This window comes from Desulfosporosinus sp. FKB, assembly GCF_002196705.1.
Taxonomy (GTDB): domain Bacteria; phylum Bacillota; class Desulfitobacteriia; order Desulfitobacteriales; family Desulfitobacteriaceae; genus Desulfosporosinus.
On sequence record NZ_NADJ01000037.1, the window covers coordinates 249,460 to 273,066 of the forward strand.

Annotated in this window: 22 protein-coding genes and 1 pseudogene; 4 read left to right on the plus strand and 19 right to left on the minus strand. The window is 39.4% G+C overall.

Going from position 1 to position 23,607, the window contains the following annotated elements:
- Positions 1-420 precede the first annotated feature (420 nt).
- From B5Y67_RS16270 to B5Y67_RS16295, 7 genes and pseudogenes are all read right to left on the minus strand, one after another.
- Positions 421-780 (minus strand): response regulator, encoded by a 360-nt coding sequence (locus B5Y67_RS16270; RefSeq protein ID WP_088227472.1) that lies wholly within the window; start codon positions 778-780, stop codon positions 421-423.
- 137 nt (positions 781-917) lie between these two features.
- The gene (locus B5Y67_RS16275) at positions 918-1,982 is read right to left on the minus strand and encodes a response regulator (RefSeq protein WP_088227473.1); all 1,065 of its coding nucleotides are present in this window, start codon (positions 1,980-1,982) and stop codon (positions 918-920) included.
- Between the two features lie 12 nt (positions 1,983-1,994).
- Entirely contained in the window at positions 1,995-2,615 is a 621-nt protein-coding gene (locus B5Y67_RS16280; protein ID WP_348982308.1) for a CheR family methyltransferase, read from the minus strand.
- Between the two features lie 33 nt (positions 2,616-2,648).
- A pseudogene (locus tag B5Y67_RS26375) lies at positions 2,649-2,867 on the minus strand (protein-glutamate O-methyltransferase CheR); the annotation flags it as partial.
- On the minus strand, positions 2,849-5,614 hold the full coding sequence (locus tag B5Y67_RS16285) for a response regulator (RefSeq protein ID WP_088227475.1): 2,766 nt from the start codon (positions 5,612-5,614) through the stop codon (positions 2,849-2,851). The pseudogene B5Y67_RS26375 and the gene B5Y67_RS16285, both read right to left, overlap by 19 nt.
- Positions 5,615-5,760: 146 nt before the next feature.
- Positions 5,761-5,931, minus strand: coding sequence for a hypothetical protein (locus B5Y67_RS25405; protein WP_170932716.1), 171 nt, complete (start codon positions 5,929-5,931; stop codon positions 5,761-5,763).
- A gap of 149 nt (positions 5,932-6,080) precedes the next feature.
- The gene (locus B5Y67_RS16295) at positions 6,081-6,404 is read right to left on the minus strand and encodes a heavy metal-binding domain-containing protein (RefSeq protein ID WP_088227477.1); all 324 of its coding nucleotides are present in this window, start codon (positions 6,402-6,404) and stop codon (positions 6,081-6,083) included.
- A 560-nt stretch (positions 6,405-6,964) separates the two neighbouring features.
- Between B5Y67_RS16295 and B5Y67_RS16300 the strand changes: the two genes are divergently transcribed.
- From B5Y67_RS16300 to B5Y67_RS16310, 3 genes are all read left to right on the plus strand, one after another.
- Positions 6,965-7,960: an ABC transporter substrate-binding protein gene (locus tag B5Y67_RS16300; protein WP_170932717.1), complete on the plus strand. Its 996-nt coding sequence runs from the start codon at positions 6,965-6,967 to the stop codon at positions 7,958-7,960.
- Positions 7,961-8,043: 83 nt separating this feature from the next.
- Positions 8,044-8,952, plus strand: coding sequence for an ABC transporter permease (locus B5Y67_RS16305; protein ID WP_088227479.1), 909 nt, complete (start codon positions 8,044-8,046; stop codon positions 8,950-8,952).
- Positions 8,945-9,739, plus strand: a complete 795-nt coding sequence (locus B5Y67_RS16310) for an ABC transporter ATP-binding protein (protein ID WP_088227480.1) — start codon at positions 8,945-8,947, stop codon at positions 9,737-9,739. The genes B5Y67_RS16305 and B5Y67_RS16310 overlap by 8 nt, the downstream gene beginning before the upstream one ends.
- Positions 9,740-9,910: 171 nt before the next feature.
- Here B5Y67_RS16310 and B5Y67_RS16315 read toward each other — a convergent pair whose 3' ends face one another.
- From B5Y67_RS16315 to B5Y67_RS16355, 9 genes are all read right to left on the minus strand, one after another.
- Complete coding sequence (locus B5Y67_RS16315) at positions 9,911-10,435, minus strand: hypothetical protein (RefSeq protein WP_088227481.1); 525 nt, start codon at positions 10,433-10,435, stop codon at positions 9,911-9,913.
- A gap of 277 nt (positions 10,436-10,712) precedes the next feature.
- Positions 10,713-11,081, minus strand: a complete 369-nt coding sequence (locus tag B5Y67_RS16320) for a NifB/NifX family molybdenum-iron cluster-binding protein (RefSeq protein ID WP_088227482.1) — start codon at positions 11,079-11,081, stop codon at positions 10,713-10,715.
- Positions 11,082-11,374: 293 nt separating this feature from the next.
- Entirely contained in the window at positions 11,375-11,779 is a 405-nt protein-coding gene (locus tag B5Y67_RS16325) for a cobalamin-dependent protein (protein WP_242976004.1), read from the minus strand.
- Positions 11,780-11,799: 20 nt separating this feature from the next.
- Positions 11,800-13,560 (minus strand): acyl-CoA mutase large subunit family protein, encoded by a 1,761-nt coding sequence (locus B5Y67_RS16330; RefSeq protein ID WP_088227483.1) that lies wholly within the window; start codon positions 13,558-13,560, stop codon positions 11,800-11,802.
- Between the two features lie 3 nt (positions 13,561-13,563).
- Complete coding sequence (gene meaB, locus B5Y67_RS16335; protein ID WP_088227538.1) at positions 13,564-14,523, minus strand: methylmalonyl Co-A mutase-associated GTPase MeaB; 960 nt, start codon at positions 14,521-14,523, stop codon at positions 13,564-13,566.
- Between the two features lie 52 nt (positions 14,524-14,575).
- On the minus strand, positions 14,576-15,322 hold the full coding sequence (gene fabG / locus B5Y67_RS16340; RefSeq protein ID WP_088227484.1) for a 3-oxoacyl-ACP reductase FabG: 747 nt from the start codon (positions 15,320-15,322) through the stop codon (positions 14,576-14,578).
- Positions 15,323-15,372: 50 nt separating this feature from the next.
- Complete coding sequence (locus B5Y67_RS16345; RefSeq protein WP_088227485.1) at positions 15,373-16,683, minus strand: MFS transporter; 1,311 nt, start codon at positions 16,681-16,683, stop codon at positions 15,373-15,375.
- A gap of 197 nt (positions 16,684-16,880) precedes the next feature.
- A complete protein-coding gene (locus B5Y67_RS16350) occupies positions 16,881-18,644 on the minus strand; it encodes a sigma 54-interacting transcriptional regulator (RefSeq protein ID WP_088227486.1) in 1,764 nt (587 codons plus the stop codon).
- Positions 18,645-19,126: 482 nt separating this feature from the next.
- Positions 19,127-19,591: a (2Fe-2S)-binding protein gene (locus B5Y67_RS16355; protein ID WP_242072674.1), complete on the minus strand. Its 465-nt coding sequence runs from the start codon at positions 19,589-19,591 to the stop codon at positions 19,127-19,129.
- Between the two features lie 289 nt (positions 19,592-19,880).
- On the opposite strand from B5Y67_RS16355, the gene galU reads away from it, so the two are divergent.
- Positions 19,881-20,786 (plus strand): UTP--glucose-1-phosphate uridylyltransferase GalU, encoded by a 906-nt coding sequence (gene galU / locus B5Y67_RS16360; protein ID WP_088227488.1) that lies wholly within the window; start codon positions 19,881-19,883, stop codon positions 20,784-20,786.
- Between the two features lie 101 nt (positions 20,787-20,887).
- On the opposite strand, the gene B5Y67_RS25410 is transcribed toward galU, so the two are convergent.
- The 3 genes from B5Y67_RS25410 to B5Y67_RS16370 all read right to left on the minus strand — a co-directional run bounded on the left by B5Y67_RS25410 (position 20,888) and on the right by B5Y67_RS16370 (position 23,545).
- Positions 20,888-21,214, minus strand: a complete 327-nt coding sequence (locus B5Y67_RS25410) for a hypothetical protein (RefSeq protein ID WP_170932718.1) — start codon at positions 21,212-21,214, stop codon at positions 20,888-20,890.
- Positions 21,215-21,326: 112 nt separating this feature from the next.
- A complete protein-coding gene (locus B5Y67_RS16365; protein ID WP_088227489.1) occupies positions 21,327-22,265 on the minus strand; it encodes an NAD-dependent epimerase/dehydratase family protein in 939 nt (312 codons plus the stop codon).
- On the minus strand, positions 22,262-23,545 hold the full coding sequence (locus B5Y67_RS16370) for a UDP-glucose/GDP-mannose dehydrogenase family protein (RefSeq protein ID WP_242976005.1): 1,284 nt from the start codon (positions 23,543-23,545) through the stop codon (positions 22,262-22,264). The genes B5Y67_RS16365 and B5Y67_RS16370 overlap by 4 nt, the downstream gene beginning before the upstream one ends.
- Between the last annotated feature and the right edge of the window lie 62 nt (positions 23,546-23,607).

Here is a 23,607-nt window from a genome sequence, read left to right on the forward strand (position 1 = left end):
TATAATACATATTCTAGTAGCACTGAATTGTGAATATATTTTTCCGCAAGAATATTAGTTATGTACGCACAAATAGTAGTTATGATAAAAGCATTTATGCAGAATATTATTGACTTTTTCCTAGAAAGCAAGATATGTGTTGTTAAAGTGTTAAATACCGCAATAAAAAACAAGTATAATGCTGAAGAGAATATCAACTCAATCCCCCTCTAGTATTCTTAGTATTGCAAACAATACTGCATTCTACATATTTCTTCCATATCCTCTTTCAATGAAAAAATAATCTGTTTTAAAAAAAGCTAGCCCGCTTAAATAACGATCTAGCCGCGATTATATTCCTCAACCACTCTGTGTAATTTGTCAAATACTATGTGTTGAACCAGTATATCTTTGAACGTGTGGAATTGATCTACATATCAATTAAGAAATACAGCATTTAACGGTTGACTTTAACTGTTCTAATTCAAACGGCTTAGATATCAACCCCTGATACAATGATTCCTCAGGAAAAATTCTATTATCCGGTAAGGAAGCCGTCATAATTATTGCCGGAACCTTTATTAAGTGATTTTCGGATCGCATCTTTTCGATGATTTCTTTTCCACTCTTACCGGGTAGCTGTATATCAGTCATAACAAGATCAGGTGTCTGTTTACTTAATAAGTCAATTGCTTCATTTCCGGATTTGCACAATTGTACAAAATGCCCGTTTTCTTCTAATGCCAATTGTATTACCCGGCCTATAGCGGCATTGTCTTCAACGACCAGTATATTCGCCAAGATTTCACTCCCCAACCTAAAATTAACGGCAAATATACTATACATTAAATACGCCAAAAATTTTGTTAAAGCATGTCCATAATATATAGAATACTTTGTTAAATAATGTTGAAAAAGAATTATTATTATTGTGTTATTTATAACTTAAACCTAACCATAATCGTAGTACCATGAGAACCCGTATCAATCTCTATCGCAGCTTTATGACGAGCAGCAATAGTGTAACAAATGCTTAGTCCTAATCCATTCCCATTCTCTTTGTCTGATAGAAAAGGCGTCCCTAACCTTGTTAGAATTTCTGGATTAATTCCCTTACCATGATCCCTAATGGACAACACAACCTCATCGTTTTCGACATAGGTTTTTATAATTAGGGAACCTTCTGGTTTCATGGACTCTAATCCATTTCGGCACAAGTTTAAGAGCAGTTGTCGTATCTCTTTACTCATTAAGCTGAAATCGGGAAGAGTTTCGGTTTCAATATCTACAAACTTGCCCTGTTGCAGGGCATCAGCTCGAATTAATGGTAAAACCCCATCAACAATTGCATTGAGGTTCTGTATTTGAAATTCTGACGTATCATTGCGTCCCATCACCAGGAATTCAGAAGTTAATGAATTGGCCCTGTCAAGTTCTTCGATCATTATATCAATATCTTCCTTGAATTTTAGGAGTTCATTTTTTCCTTGCAATAATTGCAAATAGGCTTTGACACCTGTGATAGGATTTCTAATCTCATGGCTGACCCCAACAGCCATCTCACCAATAAGTCTTAGTTGATCCAATCGAAGTACTTCTTTTTCCATTAATGCTTCTTGATGTTTGACTAAATCAACAAAACGCGCTACTTTGTATCTCAAATTTGCCGGGTTAACAGGTTTTAAAATATAATCGATTGCACCAAGTTCATAACCTTTATTTATTTGTTCTTGAGCTTGATAATTAGCAGTAATGAAAATAATCGGAATATCTTTTGTTCTATCCCTCGATCGGATTAGCCTAGCAGTCTCAAACCCATCCAGTTCAGGCATTTGAACATCTAATAATATTAGGGCAAAGTCATATTTTAACAATTGCCTAAGGGCCTCATGGCCAGATTCTGCCCTTACCAATTCATAAGAGCTAGAATCTAAAATAGCCTCTAAAGCAATAAGATTCTCAATCCGGTCATCAACCATCAAAATTTTGATATTGTCTGTCATAGTAAGACTCCCTTATGTAATCTTTATGTATATTTTTTCCTCTTTATCTAACTCAGTATATTTTTGTTTATATGGGCCAAAATCAATACTCTCTTTTTTTCCGATTATTAAATAACCTGATGAACTGAGACTATCAAAAAATAAACTATGCGCTTTATTCTGCAAGTCCTTATTAAAATATATTAATACATTTCGACAAACGATTACGTTAAATTCATTGAATGAACTATCTGTGACTAAATTGTGTTGAGCAAAAACCATGTTTTTCCGGAGGGATTTATCAAAAATAACCTCTTCTCCAACCACTGAATAATATTGGGAGAAAGATTGCTTTCCTCCAGCACGAAGGTAATTGCATGTATAGTCTTTCATCTTTTCCAGAGAGACAATGCCCTTTTTGGCCTTTACAATAGCCTCTTCATTTAAATCGGTGGCATAAAGACGAGTTTTATCATATAATCCCTCTTCGCGGAGAAGGATCGCCATTGAATAAACCTCTTCGCCAGTAGAGCAGCCAGCGTGCCAGATTCTAACAAAAGAGAGTTCCCTAAGACAGGGAACAACCTTGGTGCGAAAAGATTTAAAGAATTCCGGATCTCTGAACATTTCCGTAACTTGGATGGAAAAATCCATGATTAACCTGCGCATGCAAGCAGGATCGTGAAAAACCTTTTCTTGTAATCCCGAAATAGTAGTGAGTCTCTCTGCTTGAACACGATGCCAGACACGCCTGCGGATGGAGGGAAAGGTATACTCTCTAAAATCATAACCACAAGCCCTATAAATTCCTTCCAATAAAAACTCAATTTCCATTTTCTCTAACTTACTTATTACCTTGTCATCACTTTCTGTTTGATTTATCGTCCTCACCTCCTGTACAGCCATATTCTGATCAGAGAAATTAACTTATCAATAACTATTGGTTTACTTATATAATCCGATGCGCCCGCTTCTAAACACTTCTCACGGTCACCCATCATTGCCTTCGCGGTTAACGCGATGATGGGGATGCCTGAATATTCCGGAATTTCCCGGATTAATTTCATTGTCTGATAACCGTCTAGTTCCGGCATCATAATATCCATAAGAATAAGCTCAATGTCTTTATTCTCATTCAATATTATCAAGGCTTCCTGCCCATTTTCAGCAAATAATACCTTGATATTTTGCGTTTCAAGAGCAGCGGAGACCGCATATATGTTACGCATATCATCATCCACAACTAGTACAACCCGATCTGTTAGATCCCCGGAAACCTGAGGATTTTGGGTAATTTTTTCTACGTCTGCTATTTTAGCAGCTGAAACTTGATTGGTAATCTTATCAAGAACAGCGGCAACTTCACTTAATTCTCGTTTACTGCCAGAGGATGCCAAAGCTTTTTCCGTACTGTTAGTTGGCAGAATAAGGGTAAATGTGCTCCCTTTTCCCTCAATACTCTCAAGTTCGATAAAACCGCCTAAGAGAGTTACAAGTTCCCGGCAAATAGATAAGCCCAAGCCGGTGCCACCGTATTTACGGCTGGTAGTTCCATCCGCCTGCTGAAACGCTTCGAAAATTAATTCCTGTTTATCCTTGGCAATACCAATGCCACTATCCATTACAGAAAATGCAATCAAGTTATTATCGTTCGACAGGATGAAATTGCCGGGAGCATAATCTCCAGATACTCTTTTGATGTTCATTTTTACAAATCCTTGGTGGGTAAACTTGAGCGCATTACTCAAAAGGTTTATCAAAATCTGTTTCAAATAATGTTTATCAGAAATTAGCTTGTCGGACATTCCACTTTCTACTTCAATGCTGAAATCAAGTTCCTTCTCAAGGGCAATCGGATTAAATTGTTTTTCCAAGTCTTCTTTAATCTCCACGAAAGAGATTTCTTCGGGATTAAAAAGTACTTTTCCAGCCTCAATCTTTGACAAATCCAGAATACCATTAATTAAATTTAATAACTCATTTCCTGAGGACCAAATCGTTTTAGCATAGTCAACTTGTTTGACACTTAAGTTCCCATCATTATTTTCCCATAGCATCCTGGCTAAGATTAACAGACTATTCAAGGGGGTCCGCAGTTCATGGGACATATTGGAGAGAAACTCCGACTTATACCGGGAACTGGTTTCCAGTTGGCTGGCTTGTTCTTCAAGGCTAACTTTAGACTGCAGCAATTGAAGATTCTTTTGCTCTACTTCTTTATATTGTTCCTCAAGCTTTTCATGGAAAGTTTTTAATTCTTCTTGTTGGGTTTGCAACTCTTCAGATTGAGTTTGCAATTCTTCCGTAAGAGTTTGTGATTCTATTAGGAGCTTTTGGACTTGGGCATGAGCTTCGATACGGTTTAGGATTATACCAATATTTTTGCGAACATGTTCTAGAAATTCTTTTTCCAGAGCAGTAAACTCTTGAAGCGAAGCTAATTCAATTATCGCAATGACTTTTTTCTCAAATCCAACAGGAAGCAGCTTTATGTGCTTGGGAGTTATTTTTCCAAATCCCGTGTTAATCTCAATGTATTGATCCGGCGCTTCGGTTAAGTTAATGATTCTATCTGTTAAAAAACACTGACCTACTAAGCCCTCCCCAGGACTGTATTCTAATTTGCTAAACTCCTCATTGCCAGCGGCGTAGGAAGCCATATTAATTAATTTAACCGCCCCTTTTTCAGTAGTACAGACATAAAAAATACCATACCCGGCCCCGACAATTTCACATAACCAGCTGATTAATATGTTGGAAAAACCTTCTACATTCACAACCCCTTCAAATAACGTGACCATCTCCGCCGCTTTTGATTGCAGCCAGTGCTTCGCCTGGAGGGCCTGGGTCGATTCCCTTTCTTGCCGGGCATGTTGTTCGAGGGACACGGCCATTTCATTAAATGCTATCGATAACTCTCCTAACTCGCTTTTATTTATGACTTCTAGACGAGGTAAGGAGGTTTTATCCTCGAAAGAAGAAATTCTTTTCATAGCATTTGCCAACTGAACAATACTACCCCAAATAGACCTTATTAGCCACAATGAGGCAATAATTCCGATAAGCAGACCAAAAATACAAATAATTACGAATAGAATAATACCCCTGAAGAAAGTATTCTGTGACTGAAGTAAAGCGGAATTCATATTTTGCTTTTCCAGGCTGACTAAATTATTTACTGTTTGTAAAAGATTATCCGTTGTTGGTTTGGGTTTTAAATCATTAAGAATTAGATTTGTCGCCTCCGCTATTCGGTCAGCTTGCACAAGATTGATTACTTGGTTCTCATAAGTAAGGTAGTTTTCAAAGGCTCCATTTAACTGTGCAACTTTATCTATTTCTTCTTTTTGCGATACCCCTTCCAGATTCGAAATGACTCGGATGATATCCGCATTCGAGTTCTGAATATTGTTGACATATGTGCTTGGATCTGCATTTTTATCAATTAAGACAAGTTCTCTAAGGTTCCGGCGTATATTATTAAAATCCTCCGGAATATTATTGACTAATTCAACCTTTTTATAGTTATCATTGACAACTAGAACAATATTGTCATTAAGTCTTTTCATTTGAAAAAAACCAATTCCGGCGACTATAATTAACAAAGTTAATAGACTTCCCATGCCAATTATCATAAGACTTTTAATCTTCATTAAGGCCACCCTCTCAACTTTTCGTCTAATATAAATTTCTGTAAAATTTTCAAAAAACCTTCTATTTTTTGTCTTTAGGAAAATTTCGTTATATCCATTGTTATTTGGAAAATTGCGACGTCATTGTCCGCGGCGGAGTCAGCTTCTCATAGATCTCGTGTTTCTGTAACTCCAGAGTTTAGCGAAAAACAGACAGAATCCCAGACCGGAAGGGCCTGGGATTCTGTTATATTATTCATCGTTAACATTGTGATAAAACCTGTTGCCAGTCCGAGGATCATAATAGACTCTAAATTTATGACCGTTAACAGGGTCAATAAACACCTCCTCAGTGGCTTCATAACCTTTGGGAATGTTAGTTTCATGATTCCTTCGGTAGCGTTTGTCCCAAATAAACCAGGAAAGGAAAGCAATGATAAGTAATACACCATAGATTAATAAATTGAGTGTTATAGCTATTCTCATCTTAGGCTTCTTTCTCTACCACTACCGCAGTACCATAGGCCACAATCTCACTCATAGTCTGTCCAATTTCGCTGGAATCGAATCTCATCATCACAACTGCGTTGGCTCCCATAGCTTGAGCATTCTTAACCAGACGGTCAACAGCCTGTTTGCGAGTGTCTTCCAACAGGGCAGTGTATTCATGGATTTCCCCACCGACAAGACTGCGCAGCCCAGCCACTATATTCCCGCCTAAACCCCGGCTGCGAACAACAACACCAAACACTTGACCTTTAACATCTGTAACTTTATAACCTTTGATATTTTCAGTGGTAACTACCAACATAGCTAGCCCCCCTTTTTTGTATCCAGATAAATGAGTTATGTTTATTATTCATCATGACAATCACAGCATTTGACAACAGTAAATATCTATGTCTTGTTATCAATTGTTAACGTATCAATCCAGCAGACTCTTAGCAATTTTTACTAATTCCCCTGGCAGATGCAAACACGTCAATAACGACAGTGTATCCTTTAGTTGCTCGACTAATCTGGGAACTAATGGTTATGTTAAAAAACCCTTCCAGCTGATCTAAACAGTTTATACCTTACATCATCAATAACGATAACATTAACCAATGATCAAAACAATGAACTTTCCACCGATATAAATATCACAATTCATAGTCATTTTTGAGATTTACTCGTGCCGATGATTTGGTGATCCTCTGGTCAAGACAGAGATTATTTCGAAGATTAAGATTATCTCTATTGACAAGAACACACTCCAACTTTAATATAAGTATAAATAAATATAGGTAGTGTGGTAGGACAGTAGGGAATGGGCAAAGGCACTTCCTGCGGAAGTGTTTTTTATTGTCCAAAATAGGGAGGATGAAATTTATGAAAAGGTTTATGGCATTACTCAGTATTATTTCCCTCTTAACAGTGGTGCTGGCAGGCTGTGGAAGTACTGCGGCCACAACGGCCTCCAACAGTAATGAAAAGACGGTCAAAGTTGGAATTATACAAATTGTCGAGCACCCTGCTCTTGACGCCGCGCGCAAAGGATTCCTGGAAACGTTGGCGGCAAACGGTTACACAGAAGGTAAAAATCTGACTGTCGATTACAAGAATGCCCAAGGCGATCAGTCATCTCTCAATACCATTGCCCAACAATTTGCCTCAGAGAAGCCTAATTTAGTTTTGGCGATTGCTACCCCTTCGGCACAAGCTATTGCAGCTGCCAGCAGCACCATCCCGATTTTAATTACTGCAGTAACTGATCCTGTTGCTGCTAAATTAGTGAATAGCAACGAGAAACCAGGGACCAATATCACGGGTACTACGGACATGAACCCACTCAAACAACAGTTCGAACTTCTCAAGAAACTGGTGCCACAGGCGAAAAAAATTGGCGTCATTTACAACGCCGGCGAAGTTAATTCGCAGGTACAGGTTAAAATGGCCAAGGATGTTGCTGCTGCGATGGGACTCCAGATAGTTGAGGCAACCATTGCTAGCACCGCTGACGTACAACAGGCCACAGAATCATTAGTCGGTAAGGTAGACGTTGTGTACGTTCCAACAGACAACATGGTTGTTTCTGCTGCTCCAACTGTTCTTCAAGTTACTAATAAGGCTAAGATACCGGTAATTTCCGGTGAAAGCAGTGTAGTTGACAAGGGGGCACTTGGCACTATCGGAATAAACTATGAGAACTTAGGCAAACAAACTGGTGAGATGGCTCTTAAAGTTCTTAAGGGGGCAAAACCTCAAGATATGGCTATAGAGAGCCAGAAGGATTTTGATACAGTAATTAATAAAACCAGTGCCGCTCTCCTCGGTATAACTATTCCAGATGACTTAAAGAATGCTAAGTTTGTCGAGACTAAATAACATTCAAGCCTAACAAACGACATAAGAGTCGTCAGGAAAAGCCATGCAGAACAGCAGAAATACAGACCGATGAGGTGTTATTTATGTCCTGGCAAGTATTTTCAGGAACATTCGAACAAGGTTTAATGTACGCGATCATGGTTCTTGGGGTTTACCTGACCTTTCGTGTGCTTGATTATGCGGATTTGACGGTTGATGGCAGCTTCACTCTTGGAGCTGCCATTGCCGCCCGTTTAATTTTCGCTGGCCAAAATCCTTGGCTGGCCTCAGGACTAGCCTTCGTTGGAGGATTGGTGGCTGGGGCTTTTACAGGTCTGTTACACACGAAATTTAAGATTACGCCTTTGCTCTCCGGTATCTTGACCATGACTGCCCTTTACTCTGTTAACTTAAGGATTATGGGCAGACCTAATATTCCTCTTTTGCGCATGCGAACTATTTTCACGGACTTTGGTAAACTCCCCTTTATGGATCAATATGGAGTGTTGGTCCTGAGTTTGATCAGCGTATTGATCCTAGGACATCTCCTGTATCTTTTTATGGAAACAGAGATTGGTGTTGCCTTACGTGCTACTGGTGATAATGAAATGATGATTCGGAGCCAAGGCGTTAATACGGATCTGATGAAGATTCTTGGTCTCTCAATATCCAACGGGCTGGTCGCCTTTTCCGGCAGCTATGTCGCTCAAAACAATCAGTTTGCCGATGCCAGCATGGGTATTGGAATGATCATCGCCGGCCTTGCCTCAGTTATCATTGGGGAGGTATTGGTGGGAACATCCTCGGTAAGGCGAACGATTCTGGCCGTGATTGTCGGGGCCATAGTTTATCGAGTTATAATTGCTTTGGTTTTACAGTTAGGACTGGCTGCGACCGACTTAAAGTTAGTAACCGCTATCATTGTCATTATCGCCCTAACAACACCCGACATCAAAAAGAAGATTGATCCGCGTTCTGGCACTCGTGACAAAAAGGGGGTAACTCATGCTTAGAGTCCAAAATATCCTCAAGACATTTAATAAAGGGACTGTCAACGAAAAGCTGGCAATTAAAGGCATCACTTTAAACCTTGCTGCCGGGGATTTTGTCACAGTTATCGGCAGCAATGGCGCAGGCAAGTCGACTTTACTCAACTCTGTAGCAGGAGACTTTCCTGTAGATAATGGTGAAATCTACATTGGAGATCGTAAAATCACAGGATGGCCGCAGTATAGACGAGCGAGTCTTGTCAGCCGCGTCTTCCAAGACCCGATGCGGGGTACAGCTTCATCCATGACGATCGAAGAAAATATGGTTATGGCTTTGCGCCGCGGACAATCTTGTCGCTTACGTCGGGCTATATCAGCCAAGGAGCGGGTATATTTTAGAGAAGAGCTTGCTAAGCTCAGTTTGGGTTTGGAGAATCGCCTCACCAATAAGGTTAGCCTTTTGTCAGGCGGTCAGCGCCAGGCATTAACTTTGCTTATGGCTACTATACAAAAGCCCCAGCTCCTTCTGCTTGATGAGCACACTGCAGCTTTAGACCCAAAAACAGCTGAAAAGGTCCTGGATTTAACCTGCCGGGTCGCAGCAGAAAATAACCTTACAACTCTTATGATCACACATAATCTCGATCATGCGTTAAGTGTCGGCAACCGCACTATCATGATGCATGAGGGCCAGATCATCCTCGATCTCCGTGAAGGGGAACGGGAAAATATGACAATAAATCATTTACTGGAAATGTTTGAAAAGGCAAGCGGCTCCCATATTCACAATGACCGCATGATCTTAGCTTAAGACTAAAGAGAGGCCTTACACTGATGTGTTGACCTCTCTTGCACTATAATTTAACATCGTTATTGCTCGCCCCGTTCGATCCTTTACTATGCAGGGTATGCTATCAACTACACATTAATATTTGGGCTAGAAAGCGCCAGCTAAAAGTTATCAAAGTACGTTTCAATGAACTTATGCAGCTTCTTTATAACTCAAGGATAACCTTTTAGGCTCAGAGTGAAGTTTCTTTTGCTTTATATCAGATCGACCCTTAAATAAGACAATTTTACTATCGGTAACCTTAGGTTGGTCTGCTAATAATATGTACTTTTTAGTTATGAAAATAATTCTTTCATCAGAGTTTTTTATCAAATACAGCTTCCCATATTCTTCATCTTCAATAAAATAGTTTTTACCCGAGCTAATATTACTCATGATCCACATTGTAGTTGAGTACATTGCTACAGTAAGCAATAAGCTCATCAAAAAGGTAAAACAATAAGCATACAAGTTTTCCAATCTCGAGTCTTTCCCAAGATAAAGGACCAAAGAAATACCAAACACAAGAATCATAGCTCTTACAAAATCAATAAAACGCCCTTTTTCTCCATTCAGAATTCTACAATCAACTGTTTCAAACCGGGACATTAGATTAATTACTTCTATGACTAGAGTGCAAAGGCTAGTTATTATTGAATAGCAAATTAATTGTCCCATTACCAACCCTCCTCTGTTCTTAAAAAAGAGTTTGCTTTATCACAGAATATTGATTTACAACTTAAGTCTCATCCAAATAGGACTTAAGTACCATTGAAAACATTATACAATTATACAAAATAATATTCAGTATTTTGACAACATCTTAACATTTTTATCTATATAACTACAAATTACCACAAATGACAATGGCACTAGCATTCTATTCAAAGAATACTTAGTGCCATACCTTTATCCAGTCGACTATTTCTTCTTGAGCTTAGCAAGTGCCTATCCATTAATGATGATGTCCGCCGCAATTCTCTGTCCCATCGAAATTTTTGATGATTTTTAATGAATTCTTTTCCATTAAATTGAGTGCATTTTGAACTGAACTACCGGCACTACAAAATCTTGTTACATTAGCATCCGCTAATATATTAAATGCTAAAGATTCTATTTTGCCTGTTATTAGAGCCTCACAATCATGCTTTAACACTTCACTCGCCAGGCTTTCTGCAGAAGAGTATTCCAAGGATTTATTATTTTTAATAACTGTAATACTTAAATCGTTCATGTTGACAATTAGAAGATATGAGCATCGTTCAAATTGTTCAGATACCCTACTGTCCAAACTTTTACCGTCTGCGGCTACCGCAATATTCATTATTATCCCTCACTTTATCTATATGTGATAGGAATTCGTGTTAAATACAACCCCTATTTCATCAATACCCTTCTGAAATTGATCCGGTGATCATTAACATATATCATATTTCGGCTTTTATCGTTCAACAATCAACCGTAAACTGCTATTTATTATGTTCGTCATTTAATTGCTAAATTCCTTTGACATACCGACATTTTCTTATTATTGCGGAGCTATATCGTTTCCATTATCTTGATCTGGGAGGATTTCGCTCAGAGAAAACACTTCCCCTTACTCTTTAATTATGGGCCTTACTTAACAGTATTAGCGGCATTTTTCATCACGGTTACTAATTCATCTCTTTTTGTACCGCTAACGCAGACATCATAAAAACCCATGCTCTTAAGGATTTTAACATCATTCGGAGGGATAACTCCGCCAATGACAAAGGCTATATTTTGATCAATGCCTTTTTGTCTTGCTAATTCCAAAAGATGTTTTCCAGTACGCAAATGGGCTCCCGAAAGTGAGCTGACACCAATAATTTGTACATCTTCTTCCGTCGCTGCTTTCAGTGCATTTTCTGCAGTGGTGTTGCCCATATAGACAACTTCCATACCTTCTTCTTTCAAAATTGTACTCACGACGATGATCCCGCGATTATGTGTCTCGGGTCCGAGGCAGCACATTAAAACTTTAATCTTTTTATCTTCCAACGTTGTACACCCCCATTCAATTAAAATACACTGGGCCGTTTCCAAAGGCCAAAAACTTCTTTAAAGATCTTCCATTGTTCACCAACCGTACAACCTGCCCTAGCACAATTCACTGTATATTCCATAACGTTCTTGCCATCTCTGCAGGCTATTCTTAATTCATTAAGGGCTTTTTCCACCTCAGCACTATCTCTATTCTTTTTGTGCTCCTCAAGCCGTTGTAATTGTCTAGTCTCACATTCCTCAGGATAATGGAAGGCTTCAAAATCTTCTCCTTCACTACTTTTCTGGTAATTATGGCCAACAATTTTAATTTCACCTTTTTCAATTCGCATTTGTTCTTTATACATGTAATTGTATATTTTTCTGCTGAGATAACCGTTAGAAATGGCTTCTACATAGCCGCCTTGGTTCTCAATCTCTGTGATTTCGGCTAAGATTTTCTCTTCCATCTGATTGGTCAAAGCTTCTACGTAATAGGAACCTCCCAATGGATCAACAACAGCGGTAACTCCTGTTTCATGTTCAATAATTTGTTGTGTCCGTAAAGAAAGAAGTGATGCTTCCTCAGAAGGAACCGATATTGCCTCATCATACGAATCGACATGCAAAGACTGAACCCCGCCGAGAACAGCAGCCAGCGCTTCGAAAGCGGATCGGATAGCATTGTTGTAGGGTTCTTCTCTGACCAGACTTATACCTGAAGTCTGTAGATGACATCTCATCCAGGTTGACCGATCGCTCTTAGCATTGTACTTATATTTAAGAATTCTGTACCAAAGTCTCCTCATGGCCCGTAGTCTGGCTACCTCCTCAAAGATATCCATCCCTCCGGACCAAAAGAAAGCTAATCGCTCAGCTACCCAGTCCACTTCGTAGCCGCGTTGAATCATTTCATCCAAGATCGCCATCCCGTGAGTCGCTGCTACAGCCATCTCTGTGACTCCGGATGTCCCAAATTCTCGGAAATTGTAACCATTAAGCGTAATGAAATTCCATTTTGGCACATTCTTACGGATGAATTCAATATTGTCACACTCAATCCGGAAACAGTCTTTGGGCGGAATATATTCAGAAGAATTACGAACAAGTTCTTCAAGGGTCATATCATTTTGTGAACTGCCTTTAAGTTGCTCCCAAGGTACGCCTCTTTTTTCGGCCATGACCAAATACATTGGAAAGAGGCAGGCAGTATTGGAAGGGTAGTGAGTAACAATGGAGGAGGTTTCGTTAGCAATATCAATCCCTTCATAAAGCAACTCCCAGTCACTAATATGGTTGACGCTGACTCCGCAGGATCCGACGGAACCTTGTGCCATTGGGTCGTCACAATCATACATTTGAATCGTAGGCATATCAAAAAGCAGATTAATTCCTGTAGCTCCGTGATTCAGTAAATACTTTATGCGGGCGTTCGTGTCCTCCGGGCCGCCAAAACCGACCAGTTGACGTTGGGTAAAGGTGCGGCCGCGATACATATTACTATGAATTCCCCTGGTAAACGGAGCTTCTCCTGGATTTCCCAGCTGTCCACAATAATCTGTATTAGCAATATTTAATGGAGTATAGATCATTTCCCGTGGAATTTCCGACCCCAGAACTGTTAAGGGAACATTTTCCCAATTATTGAGATCCTTGGGATTAACCCTTTCTTTTTTCCATTGATTAAGCACTTCTTGAACCTTTGCAAGATAAGTTGGATCGTAGACATGGTAATTTTCAGTTCTCTTCATAGTCTCTTTGAGCATTTCTGACGTTGTTTTCTGTTGCTCACTTGCCATAATTCATTCACCTTCCTCAATGTGTATTGGTAAAAGCAGCTGCAGAATTTCATCCGCGGCATGATAAGGATTTAGGCCCTCCTCTTGAACTGTTTTTAAAATTGTTTTAACTTCCTCAACTCCTAGAAAGCTTTCACGCAAGTATTTCTTCAATCCCTCTTCTACGGCACCGCAGCATGTTTGTTCACGCTGCAGCTTGGTCTGTCGTTCTTTTAATCCCGATTGACTTAAAAAAGTTCTGTGTCTTTGAATAGCTTCATAAAGGTCTGAGATCCCTCGGCTATTAAGTGCTTCCGTTAATAAAATTTCCGGAGTCCAGTCACTTTCTTTCCTTAAATAGAGCATCATTTGTAGGTCCTCAGCAACATCTTGAGCACCTGAAAGATCTGCTTTATTGACTACTAACACATCAGCAATTTCTAAGATCCCAGCTTTTAAGGCCTGCAACTGATCGCCCAGTCCCGGGACAGAAACAACGATCTTTGTGTCAGCATAACGAATAATATCGGCTTCCATTTGACCCACACCTACGGTTTCTACGATGATAACCTCTTTCCCAAAGGCATCCATCAATTTAATAATTTCACCTAACCTGGGAGCCAAACCGCCCAGTGCACCCCGTGTGGCTAAACTACGCAAGTATACACCGTCATCTCTATAGGCCCATTCCATTCGCACTCGATCACCAAGAAAAGCTCCCCCACTAAAAATACTGCTGGGGTCTACACAGAGTACACCGACACTTTGACCTTTACTTCTAAAATTACGGATCAACTTATCAACTAAGGTGCTTTTTCCAGCGCCGGGGGAGCCAGTGACTCCGAGAACATATGCTTTGCCTGTCAGAGGATAGATTGCCTTCATAATATTGAGCAATTGAGGGCTATCATTCTCGACCATCGTGATTAGCTTACTAAGAGCTATTCGATCCTTTTGGATTAAGCGTTCAATCAGTTTTTCCATCTCCGCATCTCCATTATCATACGTGTTGAATATGCCCACCTTTGAATGAATGTCAAATAAAATATCCTCCATTGATATCGATAACAGCACCTGTCATGTAGGACGCAGCATCAGCCGCGACAAAAACAACAACATCTGCGACTTCAGTCGGTTCTGCTAAACGTCCTGCAGGAATCTTGTCAATGAGCGCCTGAAGGTGTTCTTCAGGATATTTCAGCATCATATCCGTTTTAATATAACCTGGAGCCAGTGCATTACAGGTGATTCCTTTTGGCATATTCTCAACAGCAGTAACTTTAGTTAAGCCAATTAAACCCGATTTTGTTGAGGCATAATACCCTGTCCCGAAGATACCCAGCCTAGCCGTGAGAGATGAAATGTTGACAATTCGGCCATAATTATTTTGTCTCATACTAGGCAATACAGCTTTGGTACAGATGAAAGGACCGGTAAGATTAACATTCATTACGGCATTCCAATTCTTCAAATTGCCTTTATGGATTAAACCATCACGATTAATACCGGCATTGTTAACAAGGATATCGATACGTCCGAAACGTGTTATGATTTGCTCGACCATCTTATTGACTTCACTTTCTTGAGTTACGTCCGCGAGGAAAGCCTCAGCGTCTGTCCCCATTTTACGAAGTTCTGAGACGGTCTCATGGGCTTTAACCTCATTTAGGGAGATATCGTTAATCGCGAGTTTGGCTCCCTCCTTTGCCAAAGCGAAAGCAATTGCTTTCCCCAATCCTTGACCGCTGCCTGTTACTAAAGCAACCCTATTTTTAGTTTTCATGGATTACCTTCCTTTCCACTATTTAAAATTACCTCGAACAATTCATGACCTTAATCCACAACTTGTTTTCCGGAAACAAACAACGCACACACGAAGATTCCAATAATTGATAAGATGATCGCAACACTCAATGCATAGACCCAAGATCCTGTTTCATTGACGATAAATCCTGTAATGATCGGCGCAATAATACCAGCGATGGTCCCAAAGGTATTCATAAGGCCGGATATTAAGCCCGCATTTTTGGGTCCAAGATCAATGGGGAGCGCCCAGAAAGAGGAGAAATTCATAGACAAGAAGGACACCGCGAGAGTAATCCACAAAACAGCCATTCCACCAGTTGCCGCCATTGCTCCAAGGTAAAGGAATAAGGCGCTCCCTCCAAAGGCTGCGTACATAATGTACTTGCGGGCACGGGTTACACCAATTTTAGGTATCATGCGATCTGAAATATACCCAGCCAGATTTGTTATTACAAAGGCTCCAAGATAAGGAAGCATTCCGTAAATACCCATTTTTAAGATGCTAAAATGACGGGCCATAACGAGGTATCCTGGAAGCCAAGTCAAGTAAAGATACCAAGAGTAATTCTGAAAAAAATAATTGATAGCTAAAGCCCAAACAGGACCAGATTTTAGGACGGCACTCATGTCATTTGAATGCTCTTTCTTAGCCCCATGCCCCTTACCAATTAGCACTAATTCCTCCTGATTAACTTTGGGGTGATCTGACGGACGATCTTTGGCATACCATAACCAGAAAAGAGTCCAGATCAATCCTAACAGACCGGCAAAATAAAAGGCTGCTGGCCACCCATAGGTACTAATTATCCAGGCACTGATTGGAACCGAAACAGCTAAGCTTAAAGCCATTCCTGATAAATTCAAAGCTTGTGAACGTGCCCTTTCTTTGGAAGGCACCCAATTGGAAGCTATAGCGGTTTCCGCAGGAAATGTTACAGCTTCGCCAAGCCCCATCAATGCTCTGACTATCCATAAACTGTTTAGACTTTTTGCAAAGGGTGTAACTGCAGTAAATATTGACCACCAGGCGACACCCACTGCTAATACCCGTTTGCCGCCAATTTTATCCGCTATCCATCCCGCAGGAATTTGCAAAATAAGATAACCTACAAAAAAGGCTGAAAGAATTGAGCCCCATTGGGCAGTATTCCAGCCATGTTCCTTCATAATCGTCACAGAAGCTACGGAAAGGTTGGCTCTATCCATATAAGCAATGACAATACTTAAAAAGGTCAGGATAACAATATTAGTACGAACTCTAGTGGGTTTTGTTCCGTTAGCTTTGGACTCAGTACTCTTTGAATTACGGTTAATTGGTTTTAGTGGAATCTCATTCAAGTCACTTCACCCCCCAAATTTTTAGAGCGCACTCATTAAGATTTATTTGCAAAAACCGTGCCAATATATTTTAAATATTCTGATAACTATAAGGGTTTATATCCTCATTTTTTGGGGTATTTAGAATTAGACAAAAAATTAGCGATGCTCTATTGCATCGCTTTAGCTCTTTTTACAGGAAACTCCTGATGCTCTGGTTAATCAGTGATGCTTCTTGGCATCGCCGAACTTTCTTTTTCATAAAATTTCAGCTTTCGTACAACGGTAGATTGATTAATACCTAACATCGAAGCTGCTTTTCTTGTACTTTTAGTCAAATGATAGGCCTGTAAGATCATTTTCTTCTCTGTTTCGGCTAAGGCATCCTTTAAACGATAAAGCGGAGGCGTATCTGAAACAGTTCTTTCTTTGCTGCCATTAAATAAAGAAGAATCGATCCATTCGTCAGGGCTTAAAATTACCATTCGTTCAATGGTGTTTTCGAGTTCTCGAATGTTTCCTGGCCAATCGTGTTCGGTAAAAGCTTGCATAAGTACAGGAGGAATTTTGCGATTAAGGTTATATTTCTTAGAGTATTTTCCAATGAAGTACTCCACTAACATTGGAATATCTGTTACACGTTCACGGAGAGGCGGAACATAAATATTTACAACATTTAAACGATAAAAGAGATCGTGGCGAAACGTCCCCTCTTTGACCATTTGTTCTAAGTTTCGGTTTGTTGCTGTAATCAGTCGCACATCAACAGGAATACTCTGCGTCCCACCCAGGCGAGTAATCTCCTTTTCTTGAATCACTCTTAATAACTTAACTTGAAGATCAAGAGGAAGTTCTCCCACTTCATCGAGGAATAAGGTTCCGTTTAAAGCAAGTTCAAAGATTCCAGGTTTCCCCTTCTTTGAGGCCCCTGTAAAGGCTCCTTCCTCATAGCCAAATAGTTCAGACTCTATCAGACTTGGTGATAGAGCTCCACAATTAATTTTAATAAAAGGCCCGGTGGATCGTTTACTTGATTCGCGAATCATCCGAGTTATAATTTCCTTGCCTACGCCAGATTCCCCGGTTATTAGTACATTTGTATCCACTCGCGCCACACGAATGGATAATTCCACTACTTTACGGATTTCAGGGCTATTAAAGATAAAGCCGTCCTCAAGTGCTTTTATTTTTAAACGTGATAGTTCAGAACGATAGCTATCCATCTCTTGAGAGAATTTGTGAAGATTTCGTCTTAGGGAATTTAGTTCAGTGAGGTCTCTTATATTAGCAATGACACGTACTATCTTTCCATTAATATTAAAAACGGGGGTTCCTGTAAACAGAATTTCTCTGCCATTAATTTCTTGAATCATAGTAGCGGAGTCAAGAGTTTGGAGTACTTTTGATGTGACAAGTTCTGATAAGTAACCTTTTGTGACGAGTTCTGTTACAGGTTGTTCTGTAAAATTCTCTTCAAGGGGAATGCCAAGCATTAATCGGTATGCCTTGTTCATGCGGATAATGAAGCCTTTACCATCTGTAATCACTAAACCATCAGCCGAAGAATCGATCAAGGCGCTTAGTTCGCTATACAGCTCTTGAACAGAATGTAATTGGTGAGAGACCAATTCCAGATCAGTAATATCTGTAAAAGAACCTACTGCTCCGGTTATTTGCCGATTAATTATAATGGGAGTGCGATTGGTTAATACTGTTTTGTCTCCGATCTGCATCTTAACCCCATATTGGGGCTTAGCACTATGTAAAACATCTTTGATCTTAGACAAAGGAATAAGTTCATTAACATCACACCCAATAACTTCTTCCCCGCATCCCATAAACTTCTTGCCATTTTCGTTGATAAACGTTATTTTTCCATTTATGTCAACAGCGATAATTCCAGTATGGATTGAGTCAAGCACAGCTCGAAGTTCATTGATCAGAGCTCTTAGATTCTTGCACTCTGTACTTTCACTGCTCATTAAAGGTTCCCCCAATCGCTAAATATCGCATCTTTGTTCGATTCAAAAATACCTAAAATAGTCCAATTTTAGAACTGAAGTTTAAAGGTTCTTAATTCTCCTTCTTCAAAGAAGTTCTTAAACCCTGCAATTTATCAGAATATTTCTACTCAACGAAAAGAGCACGTATTGAGGCATAGCGTCAAATAATTGGGTACATACTTTTTCCCAACATGTTTTCGAGTATTTACTCTCTTATTACCCAAAACTAGGCGCTCATTAAGGCGCCTAGTTTGTCTTTATATATTAATTTTCACTTATGACTATAATAAAACAAAGACCTCAAGATTTATTCTCCTGATGCCTTTGTTATTTATCAGCCCGATTATCTCTCTACAAAAAAATGGCCTGACTTGTGTATAGAGTGTATCCGTCCTTGGAGGCAACAATATAGTAATCCATGGCAGGGAAAGACCATAAGGCCATAGGCTCCACCCTTCACATCACTGGTCTGCGGGTTCTGTTCGTAAAGCGAGACTTTTGGCAATCACCGATTGCACAACAGAAGAACATCAGCTGCCTGCAGGATTTTTAGTTAGACATTCACGTCCAGTATTAGCTCCTGTATGGTTTTTAATATCTTCCAATGAAGAACAACATTTAGCTACAGCCACATGATATAAGATTTCATCCTCCGTAACATTTGCACAATAACAAATTGGAACGGGGGGAGGAACTTCCTTAAACCAGATCTTGTTAATCAATTGTTCTTGAAGGATTGTTTTCCCGTCTTGAGTATAATAGGCAACATCGCATTCGGGAGTTCTACACAAGAAAAACTGTTCGCCTTCAACTTTAAAACCCCGTTTTACCTGATGCTTGACCGTTACTTTGCGAACCTTCTGCCCTATCCCACGACAAATAGGGCAAACAGGAACTATTTTTATATTCGTTGTAAATTCAATCATAGTGTATCATTTCCTTCTTTAGGTCTAAGTATAGTCTCCGTCTAACCGCTGTTGGAGTCAAACATAACTTGACATAGTTTCGTTTTATTCAAATTTATATTGACTGTATACTATTGTCAAGATTTATTCCAAAAGGAGAAGAATTATCTTTTAGTCTAATAATAATTCAATGCGAATTCTGATCTGGATTATTAAAAAGTAAATAGATCTTTCTTCCCGTCGGGGATTAGACAGTTTCAATATTTTTACATTAAGCATATTCTATAGAAAAAAGAATAACGGAGTTAAAATGGAAAAGAACTTAAAAATACGAAAAGCCGTTATCCCCGCTGCAGGGTTAGGTACTCGTTTTCTACCTTTTACTAAATCCCAACCTAAAGAAATGTTGCCTATAGTCGATAAACCAACTATTCAGTTCATTGTTGAAGAAGCTGTAAGTTCAGGAATTGATAACATTATTATTATTACTGGACGAAATAAACGAGCCATAGAGGATCATTTTGATTATTCTATTGAGCTAGAAACTTTTTTGAAAAACAGCGGAAAACAGGATCTTCTAGGTATTGTCCAAGATATTTCAAAGTTAGCTGAGATTCACTACATTCGGCAAAAGGAAGCGCTAGGTTTGGGTCATGCTATATACACCGCACGAAAATTCATCGGAAATGAGCCTTTTGCCGTGCTCCTGGGAGATGACATTATTCACTCAAAAATCCCCTGTATACAACAAATGATTAAGGTCTATGAAAAGTACGGTGCCCCAGTTCTCGGAGTCCAAAAGGTTCCGCGAGAAGATGTCTCCAAATATGGTATTGTTGATGGAGAATTGAAATGCGATCGAATTTATAAGGCACGAAGCCTCATTGAAAAACCCAACCCAGAGGATTCTCCTGCTACACGTTTAGCGATTATGGGCCGGTATATCATTAGTCCAGAAATCTTTGACATTTTAGAAACCCTTGCTCCTGGAAAGAGCGGCGAAATACAACTGACTGACGGTTTACGAAAGCTTAGTAAAAAGCGTGAAGTTCTTGCCTATGATTTTGTAGGTCGTCGATATGATGTAGGCGATAAATTTGGTTTTCTCCAGGCTAATATCGAGTATGGATTACGAAGTGAGGAATTCTCAGACAAACTTCTGCAATATTTGCGAGGATTAGTATTTAATCCTAATATAAACTACTTGGAGTCATAATAAAATAAAACTTAAGGGATGGTCCAAGAGATTTGGGCCATCCCCTTCGATTATTTTTTTAACTATTTTAATGATATATCCTAACGTAAAAGTTTAAATAGTTAATTGTTGTTAATAACATTAACTCGACGTCCGGATGCACTTGTTACTAGAGTGTTTTCGTAGTTATTTTTTTCTGCCACTACCTCGTCCTTGTCATCGTCCTGGTTCTGGTCATCGTCGTCATCGTCATCGTCGTCATCATCGTCATCATCGTCATCATCGTCATCATCGTCTTGGTCTATCTCTTCGACTTCCTCTTCAATCGTTTCATTAACAAAATCGAATTTATAGACTTGACCATCCGTAAACTTTACCTTTACTTTATCTAGCTCTTTTCCATTAGACATTGTACTTTGAACCTGTTTCATTAATTCATCCTTGTTCATGTTTTTTCCACCTTCCCATAAAATAACATTTTGCGTTTCCATGAAATCGATAGAAGGACTTGCTAGCTTATTATATGATCAATGTTTGTCAGTGGTGATTTAAACCATTTCCTCAGTTTTTATAAAAATTATTGATCTGTCTGGTAAGGCCGTTTTTTAAGGAAGTTACGGGATCGTAATTAAGAAGCCGTTGTGCTTTTGATATATCCGCCCACGTATTTCTCGGTTCACCCTTAAGCCCTTCATTAAATTCTAGGTTTGCCTTTTTGCCAATTATCTTTTCCAACTGCTTAATAACTTGTAAAACTGACGCACGTTCTCTGCCACCGAGATTAATTGTTTCACCGATCACGTTCTCTGCCTGTAGAACTGCAACAGTCCCATCTACGCAATCGCTGACAAAGGTAAAATCTCGCGTTTGATTTCCATCTCCATATATTTGTAGGGTTTCATCATTAAGGATCCCTTTGATAAAGCGGTGAAAGGCCATATCTGAGCGTTGTCTTGGTCCATAGACGGTAAAATATCTTAATATTACAATTGGGATGTTATAACTTGTTTGGTATACCCTACAAAGATGTTCTGCAGTAAGCTTACTCACGCCATAGGGCGATAGCGGATTTGGAATGGATTCCTCTGTAACTTTCCCCACCTTTTCCCCATAAACCGATGAAGTTGAAATATAGATAAATTTTTGAACGGGGAATTCGCGTACAGCTTCTAATAAGGTCTGAGTGGCTGAGATATTATGATTAACATAGTCCTTAAAGTCGGTTCCCCAACTTGTGCGCACCCCTGGCATGCCTGCTAGATGGTAGACGGCATCGACTCCGTCTAAAATTTTCATTAAATCCGCTTCACGAAGATCTACCTGATAAAATTTAAAACGTGAATTTAAAAGTAATTCCTTGAGATTCCTCTGTTTAGTTTGGTTCAGGGAAGAATTAATAAAACCGTCAATTCCAACGACCTCAGTATTGTTCAATTGAAGTAACCGCTCGCACAGATGCGAACCAATAAAACCCGCTGCTCCTGTAACGAGAATCCTCATCGTCTACCCACCCCCAGATAAATAAGGCCATTTTTTCGAATCGTTTCAGCATCTAAGCAGTTTCTAGCATCGAGAATAATTGACCCGCTCATTCTCGACTTGACTTCTGCCCAATTTGAATTGAGAAATTGTTCCCATTCTGTGGCAATAATCAAAGCATCTGAATTGGTGATCGATTCGTTCTGGTTAGCATGAGAACATATGGCAGGTAATTGAAGCTGAACTATTGGATCATAAGTGTGAACGTTCGCTCCTTTGTTGACTAATTCACTTATTAAGGCTATGGCTGGAGAGAAACGCAAATCATCAGTATTTGGCTTAAATGTTACTCCCCAAACCGTTATTCTCTTACCTTTAAAATCTGGCAAGTGTGTGTTAAGTTTCTTCAAGTATAACTCAACCTGAGTATTGTTAATTTCCAATACAGCGTCAAGCAGCCTTGTGTCCACGTTCTTTCTCTGAGCGGAATACATAAGGGATCTAAGATCTTTAGGTAGACATGAACCTCCAAAACCCAAGCCGGCTTTTAAGAAATCCCTGCCAATTCTTGGATCTGTCCCTAACCCAAGAGCAACATCCGAATACTCTACGTTATAAGCATCACATATTCTTGCTGTTTCATTGGCAAATGAAATTTTTGTGGCTAAAAAGGCATTGCTTGCATATTTGATCATTTCTGCACCTGTTAAACTAGTAAAAATCACTGGAGCTCTTCCACTTTGATATAATTTTTTTAAAACTTTAATTGGCCTTTTGGTTCTTGTTCCAAATACTATTTTGTTGGGGTGGAAAATGTCCCATAAGGCTATACCTTCTCTTAGAAACTCCGGATTTGAAACAATATCAAATAGTTTTTCATCAATACCCTCATCTAGGAATCGTTGGTGAATCCATTCATTCGTTCCGGGAGGAACAGTACTTTTGGTAATGACAATCTTGTAATCTTGAATTGTCGAATGAACAACCTCAATAACATTATGAATATAACCAAGATCACTGCTGCCATCCTTTTTAGGTGGTGTACCTACGGCGATTTGAATAATTTGATTGTTTTTAATACCTTCTTTTACATCAAAGGAAAAATGAAGATTACCATTTTGGACATTTTTCCGAATTAATTCTTCTAATCCGGGTTCATAGATTGGGATCAACCCCTGATTAAGCATATCAATTTTGGATTGTTCGATATCGACACATAATACGTCATGTCCAAATTCTGCTAAAGCAGCAGCAGTTGTCAATCCCACATAACCAGCACCTACGATACATATATTCATCATCCTGCAAACCCACTCTCATTTCTGTCGATTACTCCAGTTTATTTTCGACAAGGTGGTCGTGT